This window comes from Bradyrhizobium centrolobii (assembly GCF_001641635.1).
GTDB lineage: Bacteria > Pseudomonadota > Alphaproteobacteria > Rhizobiales > Xanthobacteraceae > Bradyrhizobium > Bradyrhizobium centrolobii.
Window position 1 is genome coordinate 110,110 of the sequence record NZ_LUUB01000045.1, and the last position, 16,303, is coordinate 126,412.

Consider the following 16,303-nt stretch of genomic DNA (forward strand, 5'->3'; position numbering starts at 1 on the left):
CCTTGGGACAATGGATGAGAATACCGCCTTAGTCGTAAACCAACTTCGGCGGGAGTGGGGCAGCGCGGCGCATTCCTTGCTCTGAGACCTTCTTTCTTCTGACCGACCAATTCTGCGATGAGCTGAGGAGTTGGCCTATGTTCGTTCGCATCACAACCGATTTCGCACTGCGTCCCAATTCCCTCCGTGACCTCGGCATGACCAGCGATTCAAATGCGCTCGTCAGTTTAAGCGAATTTTCCTACAAGAAGGGCACCGAGATCTACGGCGAGAAAGAGCCCGCCGAATATATCTACCAGGTCAAGTCTGGTGCAGTGCGCAGCTACAAGCTGCTTTCGGACGGCCGCAGGCAGATCGGCGCCTTTCACCTCACTGGCGACATCTTCGGACTGGAGAACGGCAGCGAGCACCGGTTCACAACAGAAGCGATCGTCGACACGACCGTGCGCCTCGTCAGACGGCAAAGCCTCGAGATTGTGGCCGAGAGCGACGCCATGGTTGCCAGGAATCTGCTCAGCATGACCACAAACAATCTCCAGCACGCGGAAGACCACATGCTGCTGCTCGGCCGCAAGACCTCGCTGGAGCGGGTCGCGGCCTTCCTGCTCGAGATGGACAAGCGATTGACCGCGTGCGGGGTCATGGCGCTCCCGATGTCGCGGCGCGACATCGCCGACTATCTTGGCCTGACGCTCGAAACGGTCTCGCGCGCCCTGTCGCGGCTGCATGAGCTCGGCATCCTCGGTTTTGTCGGTAACACCCAGCGGCAGATCGTGCTCTTGGACCGCCACAAGCTTGGGAGCCTCGACCTGCAGTCTTGAACCCACGAAACAGCGACCGCGGCGCCAGGCACTACCCAGGATGAGCCCGTCCGGTGGAGCGCATGCCCCCTATCACGTCGATTCTGATCTGGAGCCGGGCGCGTCGGTCAGCCCGAGGTGATCGAGCGTCTTGCGCAAGACCTCGAACAGGATGGCCGCCGACCAGCCGAATAGCAGGACGCCATTCATAGCGGTCAACGGGCCGATGAGCCGCCATTCGCGCACCGGCGTGATGTCGCCGTAGCCGAGCGTGGTGTAGTTGACGAAGGCAAAATAGAGCAGATCGCTCTCGGGTGCTGTCGCCTGAACAATGTGGTACGACAAGGCCCAGATCACGATTTCCAGCGTGTGCGCGACGTTCAGCACCGCGGCCGTCGCGACCATCACGCCCATCAGGTGCAATCTTGGTCGTGCGGTTTTCCGCAGGCCGGCGCTGCGGGCAATCCATACTGCAACGACCGTCACCAGCGCGTGGATTCCGATATTGATCGCGCTGACGAGCGAGCCGACAACCAGCTGAAGCAGCATAAGGACCGGCCAGATATCAGCCGCGCCTGCGGGGCGGCTGTCCAAGGCGCGATCTCTGCGCCTTCATGCGCTGGATCTCGCTCTTGAGTTCCTCCATCTTTTCGTCGCGCTGCCCGGTTTTTGATTCTCGCAGATCATCGCGGCGGATCTTTTCGAGAACTTTCTCGACGAAGAGCTTGTTCGTCTCAGCCATATCGGACCTCTCTTGAACTGTTGCAAACAATAAGAGGGATCGCATATCCGATCATGATACGCCTCCCTCTACAAGCTTCCGGTCCCTTACCCGTCAATCCGGCGGCGCGCCCGCGACGTCTCAGCTCTTCGGACCGAACATGCCCCCTGCGGCCTTCATCGCCGACTCGCCCACGGTCCTGGCCTGGTCCGTCAGCGCCCGCATCTGTTCCTGGAAGAACTCGCCCTGGAGCTTGAGCGCCTCCGGTACATCCTTGGCCTGAATGAGCTTGTCGCCGAGGTCAAAGGTCGCGGTGACGTTGCGCTGCATGAAGCTGCAAAGTTCCCTGGCCTGGTTCGCGATCGGCAACGGCGAAGCACTGAGACCCTTCTCCAGCAGCTCGAAATAGTCCGCATTCGCTTTTCGCAGGCGGCCGAGCGCCTCACTCAGCATCGTTCGCATGTTCTCTGCGGACGGATTGACTTCTGCCATAACGTCTCTCCCTTCAGGATTTGGCGGTTACGCGGCAAGCCCCCCGAACCAGGCACCGAAATAGCCGGCATAGAGCGCCGGCAGTTCGAGATTCATCGAATGTAGAATATCTCGGGCTGGACTGCGGTGAAACCTGGGTCGTGCGAAAACCGAAATCGTACCCGGTCATTCCAAGGATGGACCAGCCGAACGCCGCCCCCGGCACGGGATGCTTCTCCTTGGGCAGCTTGTAGTAATCGCCATTTGTGGCCTGCCACACGGGATCGGACTCGATCGCAGCTGTCATCATCTGGAACGTCCAGTTGCCGACAGGATCCCCGGCGTCAGACTGGGCGGTGCCGCCGATCGGCATCAATGCGCCGATATATTCCGGATGCATCACACCCCAGACATAGGTCTGCGTGCCGCCCATGGAGACGCCGGTAACCAGCGCGACGCGCGCAACCTTCAGATGATCGCGCAGCGGGCGATAATTCGCCTGCACCATGTCGAAGTAGCTGTATTGCGGGAATTTCACGCCTAACCCGTCGGACGGCTTGCTGGCGCCCCAGGTGCCGAGCGGGTCGACCATGATGACGAAGTAGCGATCGGTGTCGATCGGCCGGCCCGGCCCGATGACGGGCACGCCGCCCGAGAGTGCAGCTCCCTTGACCCACTGCTCGTACATGTCGGTGGAGTCGCCGGAATAGTAGGAGTTGATGACGACGGCGTTCGTGATCTCGTCATTGGCATTGCGCCGCGCTTTGCCGATCGCGATGTACGAGGTGCGCAGCTTGCCACCGCCAAGCGATTCCAGCGTCACGCCGCCCTCGCCGCCATTCTCCCATTTGGAGGGATGGGACAGATCGTACTTGCCGCCAAGACGGAAGTTGGCGATCTCGTAGGTCTTCTTCAGCCCGTCATGCTGCATCTGCGACGAGCGACGCGTGAACGGCTGAGCAACCGCAAGCGCGGTGCCGACCAGCAACAAGATCAAGCTGACGAAGCAATGCTTGAGCGCGTTTCCCCCGGTCATGGTGGACTCATCCTGGCAGTGTTTTGCGAAACGCTAGGCAGCGTACTCTCCGGAGGTTTGATTTAGCTCAATGGAATCCCCGCACGTGCATTGAGGATTGCGCCGTCACCACGCTGGCCGGTCCTCGCAATGCCTTCCTCAGTCATGGCTCATATCGGATCCGCTATGAGCTCGACGGACCGGCGGACGCGCCCGCCTATGTGCTCGTCAACGGTCTCACGCAATATTCGGAGCTCTGGGGAGCCTATCGCGACGCCTTGGTGGCGCGGCACTTTCGGGTCGCGACATTCGACCTGCTCGGCCGGGGCCGTCTCCGACAAGCCTGCCCTTTTCATCAGTCAGGACGACCACGTTGCCGTGCTGCATCGCCTGATCGGCGAGCTCGGCAACGGTCCGGTCTTCCTCAGCGGCATCAGCTTCGGCGGGCTGATCGCTTTACACTATGCCATTGAGTACCGCCGTCGGCTATCCGGCCTCGTGCCGATGAGCTGCTTTGCGGAGCTTTCGCCCCAGCTGCTTTTGCTCGGCAATGCCTTGCGGATGGGCTTGATCCTCGGCGGTACCGGCTACCTGCAGGACCTGCCGCTGCCGATGAACCTGTCGGACCAATGGCTGAAGCCGCTGCTGGACAAGCTCGACAGCGTCAAGCGGCAGCGCTGGCTCGTCAATGACCTCTATGCGCTTCAAAACCTGATGGAATCCTTCCTCGACTTCAAGCCGTTGACGCCGCAATTGTCATCGATCACCGTGCCGACCATGATCGTGAACGGTGAGTTCGACTTCCTGACGCCGCGTGCCCTGCACGAAACGCTGCGCGTCCATATTTCCAACAGCTCGCTCGTCATCATTCCGAGGGCCTACCACGCCTTCACACTCGAGAAGGCGGCACTGACGGCCGATCTTCTTGCGCGGTTCGCGGAGGACGTTCTTGCGGGACGCTGGCAAGGCAACAGAGCCGTCTGGATCGCCCCTGAAGACGCTGGCCGCGCACTCACGCCGTTTCCAGCCGGCTACGATCATCTGCGCGCGATCCCCGTGCCGGAGGCGCCCGAATGAACGAGCTCTACGGACCACTCGATTCCGAGGGACGTGTGCCGCCGCTCCAGCAGACGCGCATCGCCGCATTCCTCATCTCCGCCCACGGCGCTCTGGCGCGACAGTCGGCATTCACCTTGCCCACAAAGCTCGAGTCCGCCTGGCAGACCGAGCTAAACGCGCAGCTCTTCCGCGAGACCGAAATCGTCTCGCTGCTGATGCGCGCGACGAGTTGGGCGCCGGATCCCGGCCTGGGCTATATGACCGTGGCCTGGGAAAGCGCCTGGTTTCCGGCGCCGGTCTACGAGATTTCCGACTGGCCCCTGGCAGTGGCGGCCGGCCTTGCGACGCTCGCCCATGCCGTTCACGCCGGTATCCGGCCGGCGACACTGTTGCCGGCAGAAGCCAATCCCGAGGATCCGTTCGCGATGGCGCTCCGCCGCATCGAGTTCGAAAGCGGCCGCCTGCTCCAGGCGCAAATCCTGTCGCTGAAGGGGCCCGACTTCGTGCCATTTCGCGACGCCGTCAACTCCGCCCTTGAACGGCGCCACGCCGAGGTGCGCAGGCTGTGGCGCGACATGCTCCAAAGCGTCGGAATCGCCATTCGCGAATGACGCGGAGCCTTGACGCAGATCAAAGGTGCCAGCCGGCTGCGCGCCAGCATGCATCCAGCCCATCTTCGGTGCCCGCCGACCGGAGTGCCGACCATGAAGGCCATTTCCGTCGAAGAAGCCGTTGCCATGATCCCGGCTGGCGCGAGCATCATGGTGGGCGGCTTCATGAGCGTCGGGACACCGGAGCGCCTGCTCGACGAAGTGGTCCGGCAGCAGAAGACCGGGCTGACGCTGATCTGCAACGATGCTGCGATACCAGGCAAGGGCGTTGGCAAGCTGTTCGATGCGGCACTCGTCTCCCGGATGATCGCAACGCATATCGGGCTCAATCCGAAGGCGCAGCAGCAGATGCTGGCAAAGCAGGTCGACATCGATCTCGTTCCACAGGGCACTTTCGTCGAACGTATTCGTGCAGGCGGCTGTGGCCTCGGCGGCGTGCTGACGCCGACCGGCGTCGGCACCCTGGTCGCCGAGGGCAAGCGCCAGATCGAGGTCGACGGCAAGCCATTCCTGCTCGAGACCGCGCTGCGGGCACAGTTCGCGCTGGTGCATGCCTTTCTCGCCGATTATCTCGGCAACCTCGCCTACGCGCTGACCTCCCGCAACTTCAATCCGATCATGGCAATGGCAGCCGACACCGTCATCGTCACAGCGGAGAACATCGTACCGGTCGGCGTCATCGCGCCCGATCACGTCGTGACGCCTGCGCCACTCGTCGACTTCCTCATTACGAACGGGTGAGATCATGGATCCGCAGGTCATCATCGCGCGACGTGTTGCCAAGGAGTTGAAGAACGGCGACCTCGTCAATCTCGGCATCGGCATTCCAACGCTGGTCGCACACTACGTTCCGTCCGATCTGAAGGTGTTCTTCCAATCGGAGAACGGATTGATCGGCACCGGGCCGATCCCGGAACAAGGCATGGCGCACCCGACCCTGACGGACGCCGGCGGGCGCCCGATCAGCGCACTGCCCGGCGCCAGCGCCTTCGACAGCGCGATGTCGTTTGGCCTGATCCGCGGCGGACATGTCGATGTCACCGTGCTCGGCGGCCTCCAGGTCGATGCGCACGGCCTTCTCGCCAATTGGATGATCCCCGGCAAGATGGTCCCGGGCATGGGCGGTGCGATGGACCTCGTCAGCGGCGCCAAGCGCGTCATCGTCGCCATGCAGCACGCGGCCAAGGGAAAATCAAAGATCGTCGCCAAATGCACGCTGCCCCTGACCTCGGCGCGGCCCGTGAACCTCGTCGTCACCGACATGGCCGTGATCGGCTTTCCGGACGGCAAGGCGACGCTGCTCGAAACCGCGCCCGGCATCAGCATCGGCGAGGTCATGGCAGTGACGGACGCCGAACTCGTCGTTCCCGACATCGTGCCGGAAATGAAGATCTGACGAGGCTGGCCCATGCGGATCTTCGGCGACTTCAACGAGATCAAATCCGCGGTCGGCACCGAGATCGGCGTCAGCGACTGGGTCGAGGTGTCGCAGGATCGCATTGACCGGTTCGCTGAGGCGACCTGCGACGAGCAGTGGATCCATGTCGACCAGGAGCGCGCCCGCAAGGAGATGCCGGGCGGCAAGACCATCGCCCACGGCCTGCTCTCACTTGCGCTCGCGCCCCTCTTCATCCGCTCGGTGATCGGCCTCAAAGGCCTGCGCAATACGCTGAACTACGGCGCCGACAGGATCCGATACCTCGCACCGGTGCCTGCGGGCTCAAGGCTGCGCGGCCGCGTCACCGTCGCCGAAGCCGAGGACGTGCCGCCGGACGGCCTGCGCGTGAACTACCATCTCGTGATCGAGATCGAAGGCGGCAAGAAGCCCGCCTGCGTCGCCGAGCTGATCGCCCTGCACTATCGCTGATCAAAAAATATGAAAAACAACCCCATGCAAAGTAGCGTGGGGCTTGCCGGCATGATGCTTTCAGTCACCGAAACCATTTGACCCGTCGGGCAAAACACCGGCACAATGCCATAATCAGCCCCAAATGTTCTGACCGGGTGTCCTAGCTAGCTAGGCTGTATACCCTAGAGGGGTTGGTCAAGAGGCCCGCCCGATGTCCGCTTGTCCCTGACAGCGGCCCAATAGCCGACGTCGCTGGAGGTCGCCGAAGGGCCCAATAGCCGAACTACTTGCTACTAGCCGCAGTAGTTAACAGAGCCCGACCAAGAAGGATCGACAGGAAGGCGTGAACCATGGCCGCAGGCCACAGAAGGGCTCCTGCAAACTCGCCCGTGGATCCCAAATAAGCGAGATACAGCGTCACGGCCGAGCTATATGCGAACATCCCCATAAGCGGCGTGGCCAGCCCGCAGGCTATTCCCAGAGCGATCAGCGCGATCCCGGTCACGCGTGCGACCGGTATCGCAACGCCAGCAAGCTGCTGGCCGAGCAGCAACTGGCCGACCAGCGACGGAATGGCCAGCAACGCCAATCCCGTGGCAACTTCGGCGATGGCGGCGAAACCCAGAACCTTGCTCATCGTCCAGAGATCCTTTTCGACCGCTTTCCTGACCGTCATGCGACGTCATTGCCTTCAACTGGCAAATCCTGCGAGCCGCTCAATGAACCAGAATGCAGCCACGCTACCGATCGCATAGTTCGCAATCGGCAGCGCACCGCGCGTGATCATTGCCGGGACGCTGATACGTTTCGCGCACGCCAATACGCCAAGCACCACGCCAATGAAAATGAGTTGCCCGATTTCCACGCCGATGTTGAACGAAAAGAGCGCGAGCGGGATGTCGGCCTGTGGAAGGCCAATTTCAGTGAGCGCGCTGGCGAAGCCGAACCCGTGCAGCAGCCCGAACGTGAAGGCCACGATCCATGGCCACCGCGAGGTCAAGCTCAGGTGACCGTGCTGCATGCGAACGATCTCGCACGCCAGTAGCGCAATGCTTAGCGCAATCATGGCCTCGACGGGCGGCCCCGGGACATGCACCACTCCGAGTGTTGCCAGGCTCAGTGTAATGGAATGCGCGAACGTGAAGGCGGTGATGGTCCACAACAGTATGCGGCGGCTTCGCACGATCAGGATCAGAGCAAGCACGAATAGCAGATGGTCGAATCCGAACAGAATGTGTTCGATTCCGTGCAAGACGTAGGCTCCCGCCACCGCCAGCAATCCAGGCGCAGCCGCGATCTCAATCCATGGACGACTTGGGGTTACCAGCGTGGTCGAGACGGTGCCGTCGCGCATCTGCACTCGCACCAGCACGTCCGTTATTGTCAATTGCAGCCCCCCGAACTGGATGCGCTCTCCCGCCAGTCCGCCCGGCCCCGCGTCGACCCACCGACGTTCGACAAGCGAGTCCGCGAGCTCGCTCACAACGGGATCCTTCAGGTTTTTCACGCGATCGGGAAGCTGAAGGATGACCGGCAGCCGCATGCCGGCCAGCACGGGCGTGCGCCACAAGACGCTGAACTGTCCGGGCGTTGTCTCCTGGAGCGCGAGATAGGCCGGACGCGACTCATGTGCCGACGCAGCGAGCGGCACGAGCAGCAAAGCCAGCTGCACAGCGAGCTGCAACCCGAAACCATGCCGCCACCGTTTCACGAGCCGCGCCCGCTCGATGAGGCCGGACTCTGCGTGCTGGGCGATGTGTCACCGTTAGCCGATGCGTTCCCAGCCGGCGCAGGCAGCAGCACCGTGTACTTCGCGCGCATGTCCTGGTACGCCTTCCGCCACGCCTGCGCCTTCTGCTCGGCGAGCCAAGCAATCTTCACGTCGGCCTCGATCTCCTCGAACGCGGGCGCGCGGCCGGGAATCAGCGTGTCGACGAACACGAGATGCCAGCCGAACCCGGACTCGACCGGTCCTTGCCACGACCCCGGCGACAACTTCGCGACGGCAAGCGCGAAATTGGGCCCGAACTCCTTGCCCAGGAACTCCGGTGTGCGGTCGCGGTAGTACTCCTGGAACATGAACGTATCAGCGATGGTCGCAATGAGGGTCGAGTCCTCGGGCTGCCCGGCGAGCGTCGTCAGTGCGGCCGCCGCATCGTTACGCGCGCGCTCCCCGCGGCGATCGGGCGAGAAATAGAGGTGGCGGAAACTGACGCGCGGCGGGAACGCGAACTGGTCGCGGTTCGCCTCGTACCATGTCCCGAGTTCGTCGCGCGTAGGCTCGCGCGCGGCGGCGACGTCCTCGGCGAGGAACTGCATCTTCTGCGCCATACGGCGCTTGACGATCGTGTCGTCCTTGTCGATTCCGAGCGCGAGCGCTTCGCGGTAGAGAACCTCTTCGCGGACTTTGTCTTCGACCAGCGATCGCAACTCCTCGGGCGTCGGGTCGCGCCGCCATTGCGACCGGAACAGCAGAACCAGCTGCGACAGGTCATCGATCGTCAGCCGAATTTGTTGTGACTGCTCAACACCACTGTGACCCCTTTCTGCGTAGGCGTAAACGCCGAACAGGATGGCACCCAGCAACAGGAAATGGACGAGCGGCTCGCTTACGAGGCGTTTCATGACAGGAGCCCCCAGGCGATCGGCGCTTGTCATTGCGGCACCCCGGAAATCGTAGGACGCACCGGGCTCGTCGGCTGATCCGGGGCGTCGATCACTGAGATGCCAGAGTCGATCAAGCTTCCGACCGGGCTTTGATGCAAGTAAGCGGAGATGGCTACGCGCGATTTGAAATCTTGCCGAATATTCGATTTGATCAGCGCCAGGTACGACGGCACCGCCCCCCAGTATTGCCAGGCCGCAAGATCCTCCGCGACGAAGCCGGCAAGCTCCCTGTGCTCCTGGATGAACAGGCCATAGGACCTGATCACCCGCTCGCGCGGGATTGCGCCATTCGCGTTCCCGAGCACGCTGAGCGCCAGGAGCGCGGCCTCCAGCTCCCGCGTAGAGCGCAGGCGATCACCCATGTACTTCGCGTCGACCCATGCCATGTGCGATGGCCCGCGCAGTTGCAGATCAGCGGCGATCATCGAGGCCAGATTCGTGGCGTCGCGCGCCATCCACAGCGCCTCCAGTCGCAGCTCAAGGGCCGCGGCATCGCTTGCGTCGCCCGCAATTCCGAGCAGCAGCAGGTACAGAGGTTGCCTTGCCGTGAGCTGCGGATCGGCCACCCAGCGCCGGATCGCAGGCGCGTCGAGGCGCGGTTTCGCTGCCAGCAGCGCGGCGTAGGGCGCGGCCGCAAGCTCGCCGTACGCTATCTCGGCGACCAGCGGCTCGCGATGCTCGAGGTACGGGAGCGTCAGCGCGAGTTGGGCTTGCCACTCGTCTGTATTCATGTCGACCGGTCGCTTTCCGGCGGCGATCTGGCGAAGCCAGCTCGCATGCTCAATGCCAACCGCGCCGAGGCCGACCCACATCGACCACGCTTCGTCGCGAACGATGAGCAACGTGGCACTCGAGTCCACGACGAAATCCAGCTCGACCTCCTCCGGCGGGATGATCCCGCCCGCCGGTCCCTCGCCCTTGATCACGGCGACGACCTGGTAACCGCCATCCGCGGACGGCTGTGCCAGCACCGCGTTCGGCAAGTCGACGAGCTGCTGGGCGACCGACGACCGAAACGCCCCCAGGCAAAGCGGGCACGCAGTCGCCACCGAGGTCGCGCACAGGAACAGCGCGGCGAAAAACCACCACGTCATCGCCCGCTTTCCACGTCTTTGCGGCAGCTCGCGCATTACTTGACGCTCTTCTCCGTGAACCACGACCTCACGTCGACCTCGACCTTCTCCTTTGCCTCGCTCGCCACCTTCTCGACGAACCGCTTGCGCAGCTCCTCGCGAAGCGCCTGGAATTTCTGCTCCTGCTCGCGATTGATCAGCGGCTTCAGCTTCTCATCGATCGAATTGCCGATCTCCCGCACCCGCTCGACTTTACGAACTCCGCTCAAGGAGGCGTCCTTTTTCAACGCCTCCAACTGCTTGATCTCTTCCTTCAGGATCGGGACGACCTGTTGCCGTTGCTGCTCGGTGAGCCCCAGGTTGGTCGAGAATCGGTTGATCACCTCGGTGAGCGGATTGATCGCGAACTTCGGGTCCGGAACGATCTCGTAGTTGGCGTAGCCGAACTCGTTACTGCGCGCGGCGTAGGTGGTGTCGCCGAGCTTGTAGAATGTGAGTGCATACGGGTCTTGCGAGACGAAGGTGATGAGCTTGCCGTCCTCGATCTTGTAAGGGCTGGTCGTGCCCTGGTAGCCGTCACGCTCGACATTGCCGTAACCGCTCGGCACGGGGGCATCCGTTCCGATGCGGAACAGAGTCGTATGACCCTCGGCCGTGAAACTCTGCCAGAACTGCTCTCCCGTCACGTTGTTCCGCAGCCAGTGGGCCTTGCCGACGATGAGGGCATTAAGCTGCGCGTCGGTCAGCGCAGCGGCACCCTTTTTCTTCAGGTCGGCTACGGTCGTGCCGGCCGGAGCGTTCTTGCGGGCCTCTGCCGACGGCGTGTACCAGATGGGCGAGGTCCAGGCGCGTTCCTGACCCGAGAGGGGCACCACATCAGGCGGGGGCAGTCCGGATTTCACCGCCTGGATGAGCGTCCAGCGCGGCGTCGGAATCTCCAGCACGCGCGCGTAGTAGAACGCGTGCAGGCTCGCATCGAACTCCGGATCGGTCCACACGCCCTTAAGCTCCACCGAGCCGACGCTGTTGGTGTAGGTCGCCTTTTCGATATCAACGGTGCTCTGGATCGCCGGTACTCGGCGCGTCCATTTGTCGGGCTGGCGGTCGCCGGACCAGGCGACGTCATAAATCTTCTCGAAGCTCTGGCTGTTCTGCGTCCAGCCCTTGATGACCTGGATGCGGTCGAGGTTGGCCGAGGTCGGGTCCTTTACCGCCCACACGATGAACGTCGGGGCCGTGCCCTTTCCGCCTGACGGCATGGGTCGCAGGTCAGCGCCCATCGGCACGCCGTCCGCGTAGGATTGCTTCACCCAGTCGCCGGCGTTCACGATGTCCTTGTTGAAGCCCCAGCCGCCGAAGAAGCGCACCTTGATGTGCGGGCCGCTGACGCCGAAGGTCTCCTTGCGGTACATCGCGTCCCAGAGCGAGGCGCGCGTGTTCTCCTCCGCCCACACACCGGTCAGCCCGCCGGGGTTTTCCAGGCGCACGTCCATGGTGCCGCCGATGAGCACGCCGGCGAAGCGCCGCTCGACCGAACCGTCGGCATCGGCGTGAAGGCCGAAGAAATTGTCCTGCCGGTACGGGCTGGCGCTATTGTGTGAATCGGACCCGCCTGCCATGCCGAGCTTGTACGGGTTGTAACCGCGCACATCCTGCATGGCGATGCCGTCCTTCAGCGCCTGGCGGGCGAAGCTGCCCGTGATGTGGTCGATGCGGCCGACGTTGGCCGGCTGGCCGAGGATGGCCTGAAACAATTCGTAGTTGGCGAACTCGTCGGTGGGCGAGAGCAGCGGGTGCGTCTCGGACTGCCCCTTGCCCTGCTTGATCTCGATCAGGCGCTCGTTGCGGTCGCGTGCGGCTGCCCACGCGGCGTCGATCGGCCGCCCGGTGGTGTTGTCGGTGTCGAGCGGATACATCCAGCCGTCGCTCACATTGGCGTTGTGCGAGATGGCGAGCAGCTCGTTGCCTGCCTTGCGCTGCGCGTCCATCCAGTTCCACAAATCCGTGGGGCGCGAGGAATCGAGCGCGCTGAATGGATAGTCCGGTACCTTGTCGCAGGCCCGGAAGAAGACGTTCCGGTGCAGGTTGCGCTGGCCCGGCATCGACGTCCACTCGTACGAGCAGAACGCGGTGAATTTGCCGGGATGATTGTTTTCGTCGGCGATCTTGACGTTTGACTTCCACACCGTGGAAGTGACCTTCGGATTCATGAACGCCTTCACCGGCGGGCCCGCGGCCAGCTTGAGGAGATAAGAGAAGACCTGGTTCTGCTCGGCCGAGCTGTTCGGATCCTTCATGATCATGGGCTGTGCTTCCGGCAGCTTGCTCACATACGATCCGGGAGTGTTGGCCTCCCTGGTCACGCCGACATACTCCGAGTGATCGGTCACGCCCATGAAATCGAGCGGCGTATCGATCTTGATATCAAAGCCCAGCGGGTGCTTGATGGTCTGGCCCTGGGCGTATTTCAGGGCATCCTCGGGCCCGGTAAGGCGGTTGCCCATCACCCACGCATCGACCGACCAGCTGGTGTGAAGGTGCGTCTCGCCGAAATACGCGTTGCGCTCGGGATTCCGCTCCTGGGCGAGCGTAGGCAAAGAGACTGCGCCCAATACAGCAGCTGCCAAGATTGTCTTCGCGAGTTTGAGATTGACAGCTGTGGCCGCGAGTGCGTAGCGAGGTATCATCATAATCGGCCCCTCCCACTGACAATCCGACAACTTAAGACTGTCCGCCGAGAGCGGAATTTGTTTTGATTTGAATCAAGTGGCCTGTTGATTGTCGAAGCGGTAACTCTGGAATGAACTGCTGTGGGTCATCAACGCCCAAGCTCCGAGTGAGCATAATACGTTTGCTTTCAAGCAGAAAGCGACCGAACCTCGAGCCAAGCTGAGCCTGCCCGCCAAGCTGCGATTCAAACGTGATCGAAGGGACGAAGCATGCGCTACGAACTCACTGACCAAGAGTGGGCTGCATCGCTTTAACGCTGCCGATCAAGCCACGTAGGTTGACTCCTGGGGTGCGGTACCGCCGCCTCGCGCTCAATCGATGATGTGATAGCCGCCATCGATATAGAGCACGGTTCCGGTAATCAGCTTGGCACCATCAAGCGCCAGGAACGCGGTAGCATTGCCGACGTCGTCGATGCTGACGAGGCTCCGTGCCGGCGCTTTCGATTGCGCCTTGTCCATGAGCTCATCGAAGTCGGGGATGCCTGAGGCCGCGCGGGTCGCCAGCGGGCCAGGTGAAATCGCGTGCACGCGGATGCCCTTCGGGCCAAGCTCCGCGGCGATATAGCGGACCGACGCTTCCAGCGCCGCTTTCGCCACACCCATCACATTGTAGTTCTCCACCACCATCTGGCTGCCGTAATACGTCATGGTGAAGATCGCGCCGCCGTTCTTCATCAGTGGCTCGGCGAGATGGGCCATGTGCATGAACGACCAGCACGACACGTCCATGGTCTTGAGGAAACCATCGCGGTCGACATCGACGACGCGGCCGTGCAATGTTTCCTTGGGCGAAAACGCGATGGAATGAAGCAGGAAGTCGAGCTGCCCCCATTCCTTCGCAATGCGCTCGAACACCGCCTCGGTCTGGCCTTCGACCATCACGTCCATCGGCATGAAGATCGGCGCTTCCAGCGCCTGCGCCAGCGGCTCGACATGTTTCTTGGCGCGATCGTTCAGATAGGTGACCGCAAGATCGGCCCCGAGCGCGCGAAACGCCCGCGCACACCCCCAGGCGATCGACTGATCGTTGGCGATGCCGACGACCAGGCCTTTCTTGCCCTTGAGCGCCACCTTGCTGTCCGGAAATACGGGGATCATGACACCCTCTCAGATCTTGTGTTGTGCGAGTGGCCGTCGATCAGCAGCGACAGCGTGTGTTGCGCGATCATCAATTCCTCGTCGGTCGGAACGACATAGACAGGAATGGGGCTACCGGGCCGCGAGATCAGCCGCGAATGGCGCGCATTCTCGGTCGCATCGAGCGCAACGCCAAGCCATCCGAGCTGTTCCGCGACACGCGCCCGGATCGAGGCCGAGTTCTCGCCGATCCCGGCCGTGAAGACGAAGGCGTCGAGACCCTGCAAGGCCGCCGCCAGCATGCCGGCGCTGAGGCCGATCCGGTAGACGAAATAGTCGATTGCAAACCTTGCATGCGGATCCGCGCTCGCTTCCAGCTCCCGCATGTCGTTGCTGACGCCGGAAAGGCCCTTCAATCCGCAATCGCGGTAGAGGAAATCCTGTACTTTCGCAGCCGGCATTCCCTTTTCGGAGATCAGATAGAGCACCACGCCCGGATCGATTTGCCCCGGACGCGTCCCCATCGGCAGGCCGTCGAGCGCGGTGAAGCCCATGGTGCTCTCAACGCTGCGCCCCTCCTTCAACGCGCACATCGAGGCTCCGCTGCCGAGATGGGCGACGATCACACGGCGCCTGGCGATATCGGGCGCGACGCTGGGCAAGGTCCTGGCGATGTACTCGTAGGACAGTCCGTGAAACCCGTAGCGTCGCACGCCCTCGGCATGAAGCTGCTGCGGAATGGCGTAGTGGTCGGCGACCGCGTCATGCGTGCGGTGGAAGGCGGTGTCGAAGCACGCCACCTGCGGCAGCGCCGGAAAGTTCGCCAGCAGCGAGCGGATCGGCGCGAGATTGTACGGCTGATGCAGCGGCGCCAGCGCGACGAAACGTTCGAGGCGGGACACGATGCCGTGGTCGATCAGAACCGGCCGCGAATAGTCCGGACCGCCATGCACGACGCGGTGGCCGACCGCGATGGGCGTGACGCGAAGCTCGTCGCGCAACCAAGCCCCGGCAACAGCCATTGCGGCTGGAACGTCCGGAACCGCTTCGATTGGATAGGCACGATCGGCAAGCGGATCGCCGGTCGCCCCGCTCGCCCGCAGGCGGGGCCGGCTCCCGATGCCGTCCATCTGTCCCTTGATCTGCCGGCGAAGCGTGCCCTCGCCTTCGACCGAATAGACCTGGAACTTGACGCTGGAGGAGCCGGCATTGATGACGAGGATCGTGTCCATGGCCGTCACGCTGCAACTGTCGGCGCCTTCTGACGCCGAGCGTGAGCGTAGAGTGCCGCAACCGCGCAGGACGCCATCCGCGCACGCGGCGAATCCGCGCGCGACGTCAGGACGACCGGCACGCGGGCGCCGAGGACGATGCCGGCGCTGTCCGCCTTGGCAAAATAGGCGAGGTTCTTGGCCAGCATGTTGCCGGATTCGAGATCCGGCACGACCAGGATCTCGGCCCGGCCGGCGACCTCGGATTTGATGCCTTTGATCCGTGCGGCCTCCAAGTCGATGGCATTGTCGAAAGCCAGGGGTCCGTCGAGCACACCGCCGGTGATCTGGCCGCGGTCGGCCATCTTGCAGAGGGCTGCGGCTTCGATCGTGGACGGAATCTTCGAGGTCACCGTCTCGACCGCCGACAGGATCGCCACCCGCGGCGTCTTGCCGAAGCCGGTCTGGTTATAGAGGTCGATGGCGTTCTGGATGATGTCGCGCTTGGCGTCGAGATCGGGGAAGATGTTTATGGCGGCATCCGTCACGAAAATGGTCTCGGTGTAGGCCGGCACGTCCATGACGAAGACATGGCTAATGCGCCGGTCGGTGCGCAGGCCGCCGTCCTTGGCAGTCACGGCACGCATCAGTTCGTCGGTGTGCAAACTGCCTTTCATCAGCAGCTCGCCCCTGGCGGCATGAATGAGCTCGACGCCCTTGGCCGCGGCGTCGTCACTATGCGCGGCATCGACGATCTCGAAGCCGGACAGGTCGAGATCGAATTTGGCCGCGGTGTCCCTGATCTTCTTCTCGGGTCCCACCAGCACCGGCCGGATGATGCCCGCACTTGCGCTGTCGACGGCGCCGCGCAGCGAGGTCTCGTCGCAGGGATGCACGACGATGGTCGGCGTCGGCGGCGCGGCCCTCGCCGCCGCGATCAGACGGTCGTACTTGCTGCCGGATTGCGTTTGCGTCGTGTCGGTCGACATGGTGCCACTCCCGATCCTGCCAATCCGC

General features: G+C 62.9%; 17 protein-coding genes and 1 pseudogene. 6 read left to right on the forward strand and 12 right to left on the reverse strand.

Translation table 11 applies throughout. The features are described from left to right. Positions 1–137 precede the first annotated feature (137 nt). Positions 138–821, forward strand: a complete 684-nt coding sequence (locus AYJ54_RS12640) for a helix-turn-helix domain-containing protein (RefSeq protein WP_063699230.1) — start codon at positions 138–140, stop codon at positions 819–821. Between the two features lie 72 nt (positions 822–893). Here AYJ54_RS12640 and AYJ54_RS12645 read toward each other — a convergent pair whose 3' ends face one another. The 4 genes and pseudogenes from AYJ54_RS12645 to AYJ54_RS12655 all read right to left on the reverse strand — a co-directional run. After that, positions 894–1,349, reverse strand: a complete 456-nt coding sequence (locus tag AYJ54_RS12645; protein WP_063699231.1) for a potassium channel family protein — start codon at positions 1,347–1,349, stop codon at positions 894–896. A gap of 16 nt (positions 1,350–1,365) precedes the next feature. Then, positions 1,366–1,542 (reverse strand): hypothetical protein, encoded by a 177-nt coding sequence (locus AYJ54_RS50645; protein ID WP_210184078.1) that lies wholly within the window; start codon positions 1,540–1,542, stop codon positions 1,366–1,368. Between the two features lie 120 nt (positions 1,543–1,662). Next, positions 1,663–2,013, reverse strand: coding sequence for a phasin (locus AYJ54_RS12650; protein WP_063699232.1), 351 nt, complete (start codon positions 2,011–2,013; stop codon positions 1,663–1,665). Between the two features lie 101 nt (positions 2,014–2,114). After that, a pseudogene (locus AYJ54_RS12655) lies at positions 2,115–3,028 on the reverse strand (alpha/beta fold hydrolase); the annotation flags it as partial. A gap of 357 nt (positions 3,029–3,385) precedes the next feature. Here AYJ54_RS12655 and AYJ54_RS12660 point away from each other — a divergent pair. From AYJ54_RS12660 to AYJ54_RS12680, 5 genes are all read left to right on the forward strand, one after another. Next, entirely contained in the window at positions 3,386–4,084 is a 699-nt protein-coding gene (locus AYJ54_RS12660; RefSeq protein WP_347337212.1) for an alpha/beta fold hydrolase, read from the forward strand. Further along, positions 4,081–4,677 carry a hypothetical protein gene (locus AYJ54_RS12665; protein WP_063699233.1) on the forward strand — a complete coding sequence of 199 codons (597 nt, stop codon included), beginning with the start codon at positions 4,081–4,083 and terminating at the stop codon, positions 4,675–4,677. Before AYJ54_RS12660 ends, AYJ54_RS12665 begins: the two co-directional genes overlap by 4 nt. 93 nt (positions 4,678–4,770) lie before the next feature. Then, a complete protein-coding gene (locus tag AYJ54_RS12670; RefSeq protein ID WP_063699275.1) occupies positions 4,771–5,418 on the forward strand; it encodes a CoA transferase subunit A in 648 nt (215 codons plus the stop codon). 4 nt (positions 5,419–5,422) lie between these two features. Continuing rightward, positions 5,423–6,073: a 3-oxoacid CoA-transferase subunit B gene (locus tag AYJ54_RS12675; RefSeq protein WP_063699234.1), complete on the forward strand. Its 651-nt coding sequence runs from the start codon at positions 5,423–5,425 to the stop codon at positions 6,071–6,073. Between the two features lie 12 nt (positions 6,074–6,085). Then, the gene (locus tag AYJ54_RS12680) at positions 6,086–6,544 is read left to right on the forward strand and encodes a MaoC family dehydratase (RefSeq protein ID WP_063699235.1); all 459 of its coding nucleotides are present in this window, start codon (positions 6,086–6,088) and stop codon (positions 6,542–6,544) included. 265 nt (positions 6,545–6,809) lie between these two features. Here AYJ54_RS12680 and AYJ54_RS12685 read toward each other — a convergent pair whose 3' ends face one another. The 8 genes from AYJ54_RS12685 to AYJ54_RS12720 form a co-directional block, all read right to left on the reverse strand. Beyond that, complete coding sequence (locus tag AYJ54_RS12685; RefSeq protein ID WP_063699276.1) at positions 6,810–7,163, reverse strand: hypothetical protein; 354 nt, start codon at positions 7,161–7,163, stop codon at positions 6,810–6,812. Positions 7,164–7,217: 54 nt separating this feature from the next. Beyond that, positions 7,218–8,237: a HupE/UreJ family protein gene (locus AYJ54_RS12690; RefSeq protein ID WP_201724179.1), complete on the reverse strand. Its 1,020-nt coding sequence runs from the start codon at positions 8,235–8,237 to the stop codon at positions 7,218–7,220. After that, on the reverse strand, positions 8,234–9,151 hold the full coding sequence (locus AYJ54_RS12695; protein WP_161491848.1) for a peptidyl-prolyl cis-trans isomerase: 918 nt from the start codon (positions 9,149–9,151) through the stop codon (positions 8,234–8,236). Before AYJ54_RS12695 ends, AYJ54_RS12690 begins: the two co-directional genes overlap by 4 nt. A 29-nt stretch (positions 9,152–9,180) precedes the next feature. Continuing rightward, positions 9,181–10,323 carry a hypothetical protein gene (locus tag AYJ54_RS12700; RefSeq protein ID WP_063699238.1) on the reverse strand — a complete coding sequence of 381 codons (1,143 nt, stop codon included), beginning with the start codon at positions 10,321–10,323 and terminating at the stop codon, positions 9,181–9,183. Further along, on the reverse strand, positions 10,323–12,953 hold the full coding sequence (locus AYJ54_RS12705; protein WP_082905635.1) for a DUF3604 domain-containing protein: 2,631 nt from the start codon (positions 12,951–12,953) through the stop codon (positions 10,323–10,325). Before AYJ54_RS12705 ends, AYJ54_RS12700 begins: the two co-directional genes overlap by 1 nt. Positions 12,954–13,307: 354 nt before the next feature. Further along, positions 13,308–14,096 carry an enoyl-ACP reductase FabI gene (fabI, locus tag AYJ54_RS12710; protein ID WP_063699240.1) on the reverse strand — a complete coding sequence of 263 codons (789 nt, stop codon included), beginning with the start codon at positions 14,094–14,096 and terminating at the stop codon, positions 13,308–13,310. After that, positions 14,093–15,307, reverse strand: coding sequence for an acetate/propionate family kinase (locus AYJ54_RS12715; RefSeq protein ID WP_063699241.1), 1,215 nt, complete (start codon positions 15,305–15,307; stop codon positions 14,093–14,095). Before AYJ54_RS12715 ends, fabI begins: the two co-directional genes overlap by 4 nt. Positions 15,308–15,312: 5 nt before the next feature. Further along, positions 15,313–16,275, reverse strand: coding sequence for a phosphate acetyltransferase (locus AYJ54_RS12720; protein WP_063699242.1), 963 nt, complete (start codon positions 16,273–16,275; stop codon positions 15,313–15,315). Positions 16,276–16,303 lie beyond the last annotated feature (28 nt).

What these genes read in the sequence shown, in the direction of transcription:
- AYJ54_RS12640 (WP_063699230.1), top strand. Translation starts at nt 138, where the DNA reads ATGTTCGTTCGCATCACAACCGATTTCGCACTGCGTCCCAATTCCCTC.
- AYJ54_RS12645 (WP_063699231.1), bottom strand. Translation starts at nt 1,349, where the DNA reads ATGCTGCTTCAGCTGGTTGTCGGCTCGCTCGTCAGCGCGATCAATATC.
- AYJ54_RS50645 (WP_210184078.1), bottom strand. Translation starts at nt 1,542, where the DNA reads ATGGCTGAGACGAACAAGCTCTTCGTCGAGAAAGTTCTCGAAAAGATC.
- AYJ54_RS12650 (WP_063699232.1), bottom strand. Translation starts at nt 2,013, where the DNA reads ATGGCAGAAGTCAATCCGTCCGCAGAGAACATGCGAACGATGCTGAGT.
- AYJ54_RS12665 (WP_063699233.1), top strand. Translation starts at nt 4,081, where the DNA reads ATGAACGAGCTCTACGGACCACTCGATTCCGAGGGACGTGTGCCGCCG.
- AYJ54_RS12670 (WP_063699275.1), top strand. Translation starts at nt 4,771, where the DNA reads ATGAAGGCCATTTCCGTCGAAGAAGCCGTTGCCATGATCCCGGCTGGC.
- AYJ54_RS12675 (WP_063699234.1), top strand. Translation starts at nt 5,423, where the DNA reads ATGGATCCGCAGGTCATCATCGCGCGACGTGTTGCCAAGGAGTTGAAG.
- AYJ54_RS12680 (WP_063699235.1), top strand. Translation starts at nt 6,086, where the DNA reads ATGCGGATCTTCGGCGACTTCAACGAGATCAAATCCGCGGTCGGCACC.
- AYJ54_RS12685 (WP_063699276.1), bottom strand. Translation starts at nt 7,163, where the DNA reads ATGAGCAAGGTTCTGGGTTTCGCCGCCATCGCCGAAGTTGCCACGGGA.
- AYJ54_RS12695 (WP_161491848.1), bottom strand. Translation starts at nt 9,151, where the DNA reads ATGAAACGCCTCGTAAGCGAGCCGCTCGTCCATTTCCTGTTGCTGGGT.
- AYJ54_RS12700 (WP_063699238.1), bottom strand. Translation starts at nt 10,323, where the DNA reads ATGCGCGAGCTGCCGCAAAGACGTGGAAAGCGGGCGATGACGTGGTGG.
- AYJ54_RS12705 (WP_082905635.1), bottom strand. Translation starts at nt 12,953, where the DNA reads ATGATACCTCGCTACGCACTCGCGGCCACAGCTGTCAATCTCAAACTC.
- fabI (WP_063699240.1), bottom strand. Translation starts at nt 14,096, where the DNA reads ATGATCCCCGTATTTCCGGACAGCAAGGTGGCGCTCAAGGGCAAGAAA.
- AYJ54_RS12715 (WP_063699241.1), bottom strand. Translation starts at nt 15,307, where the DNA reads ATGGACACGATCCTCGTCATCAATGCCGGCTCCTCCAGCGTCAAGTTC.
- AYJ54_RS12720 (WP_063699242.1), bottom strand. Translation starts at nt 16,275, where the DNA reads ATGTCGACCGACACGACGCAAACGCAATCCGGCAGCAAGTACGACCGT.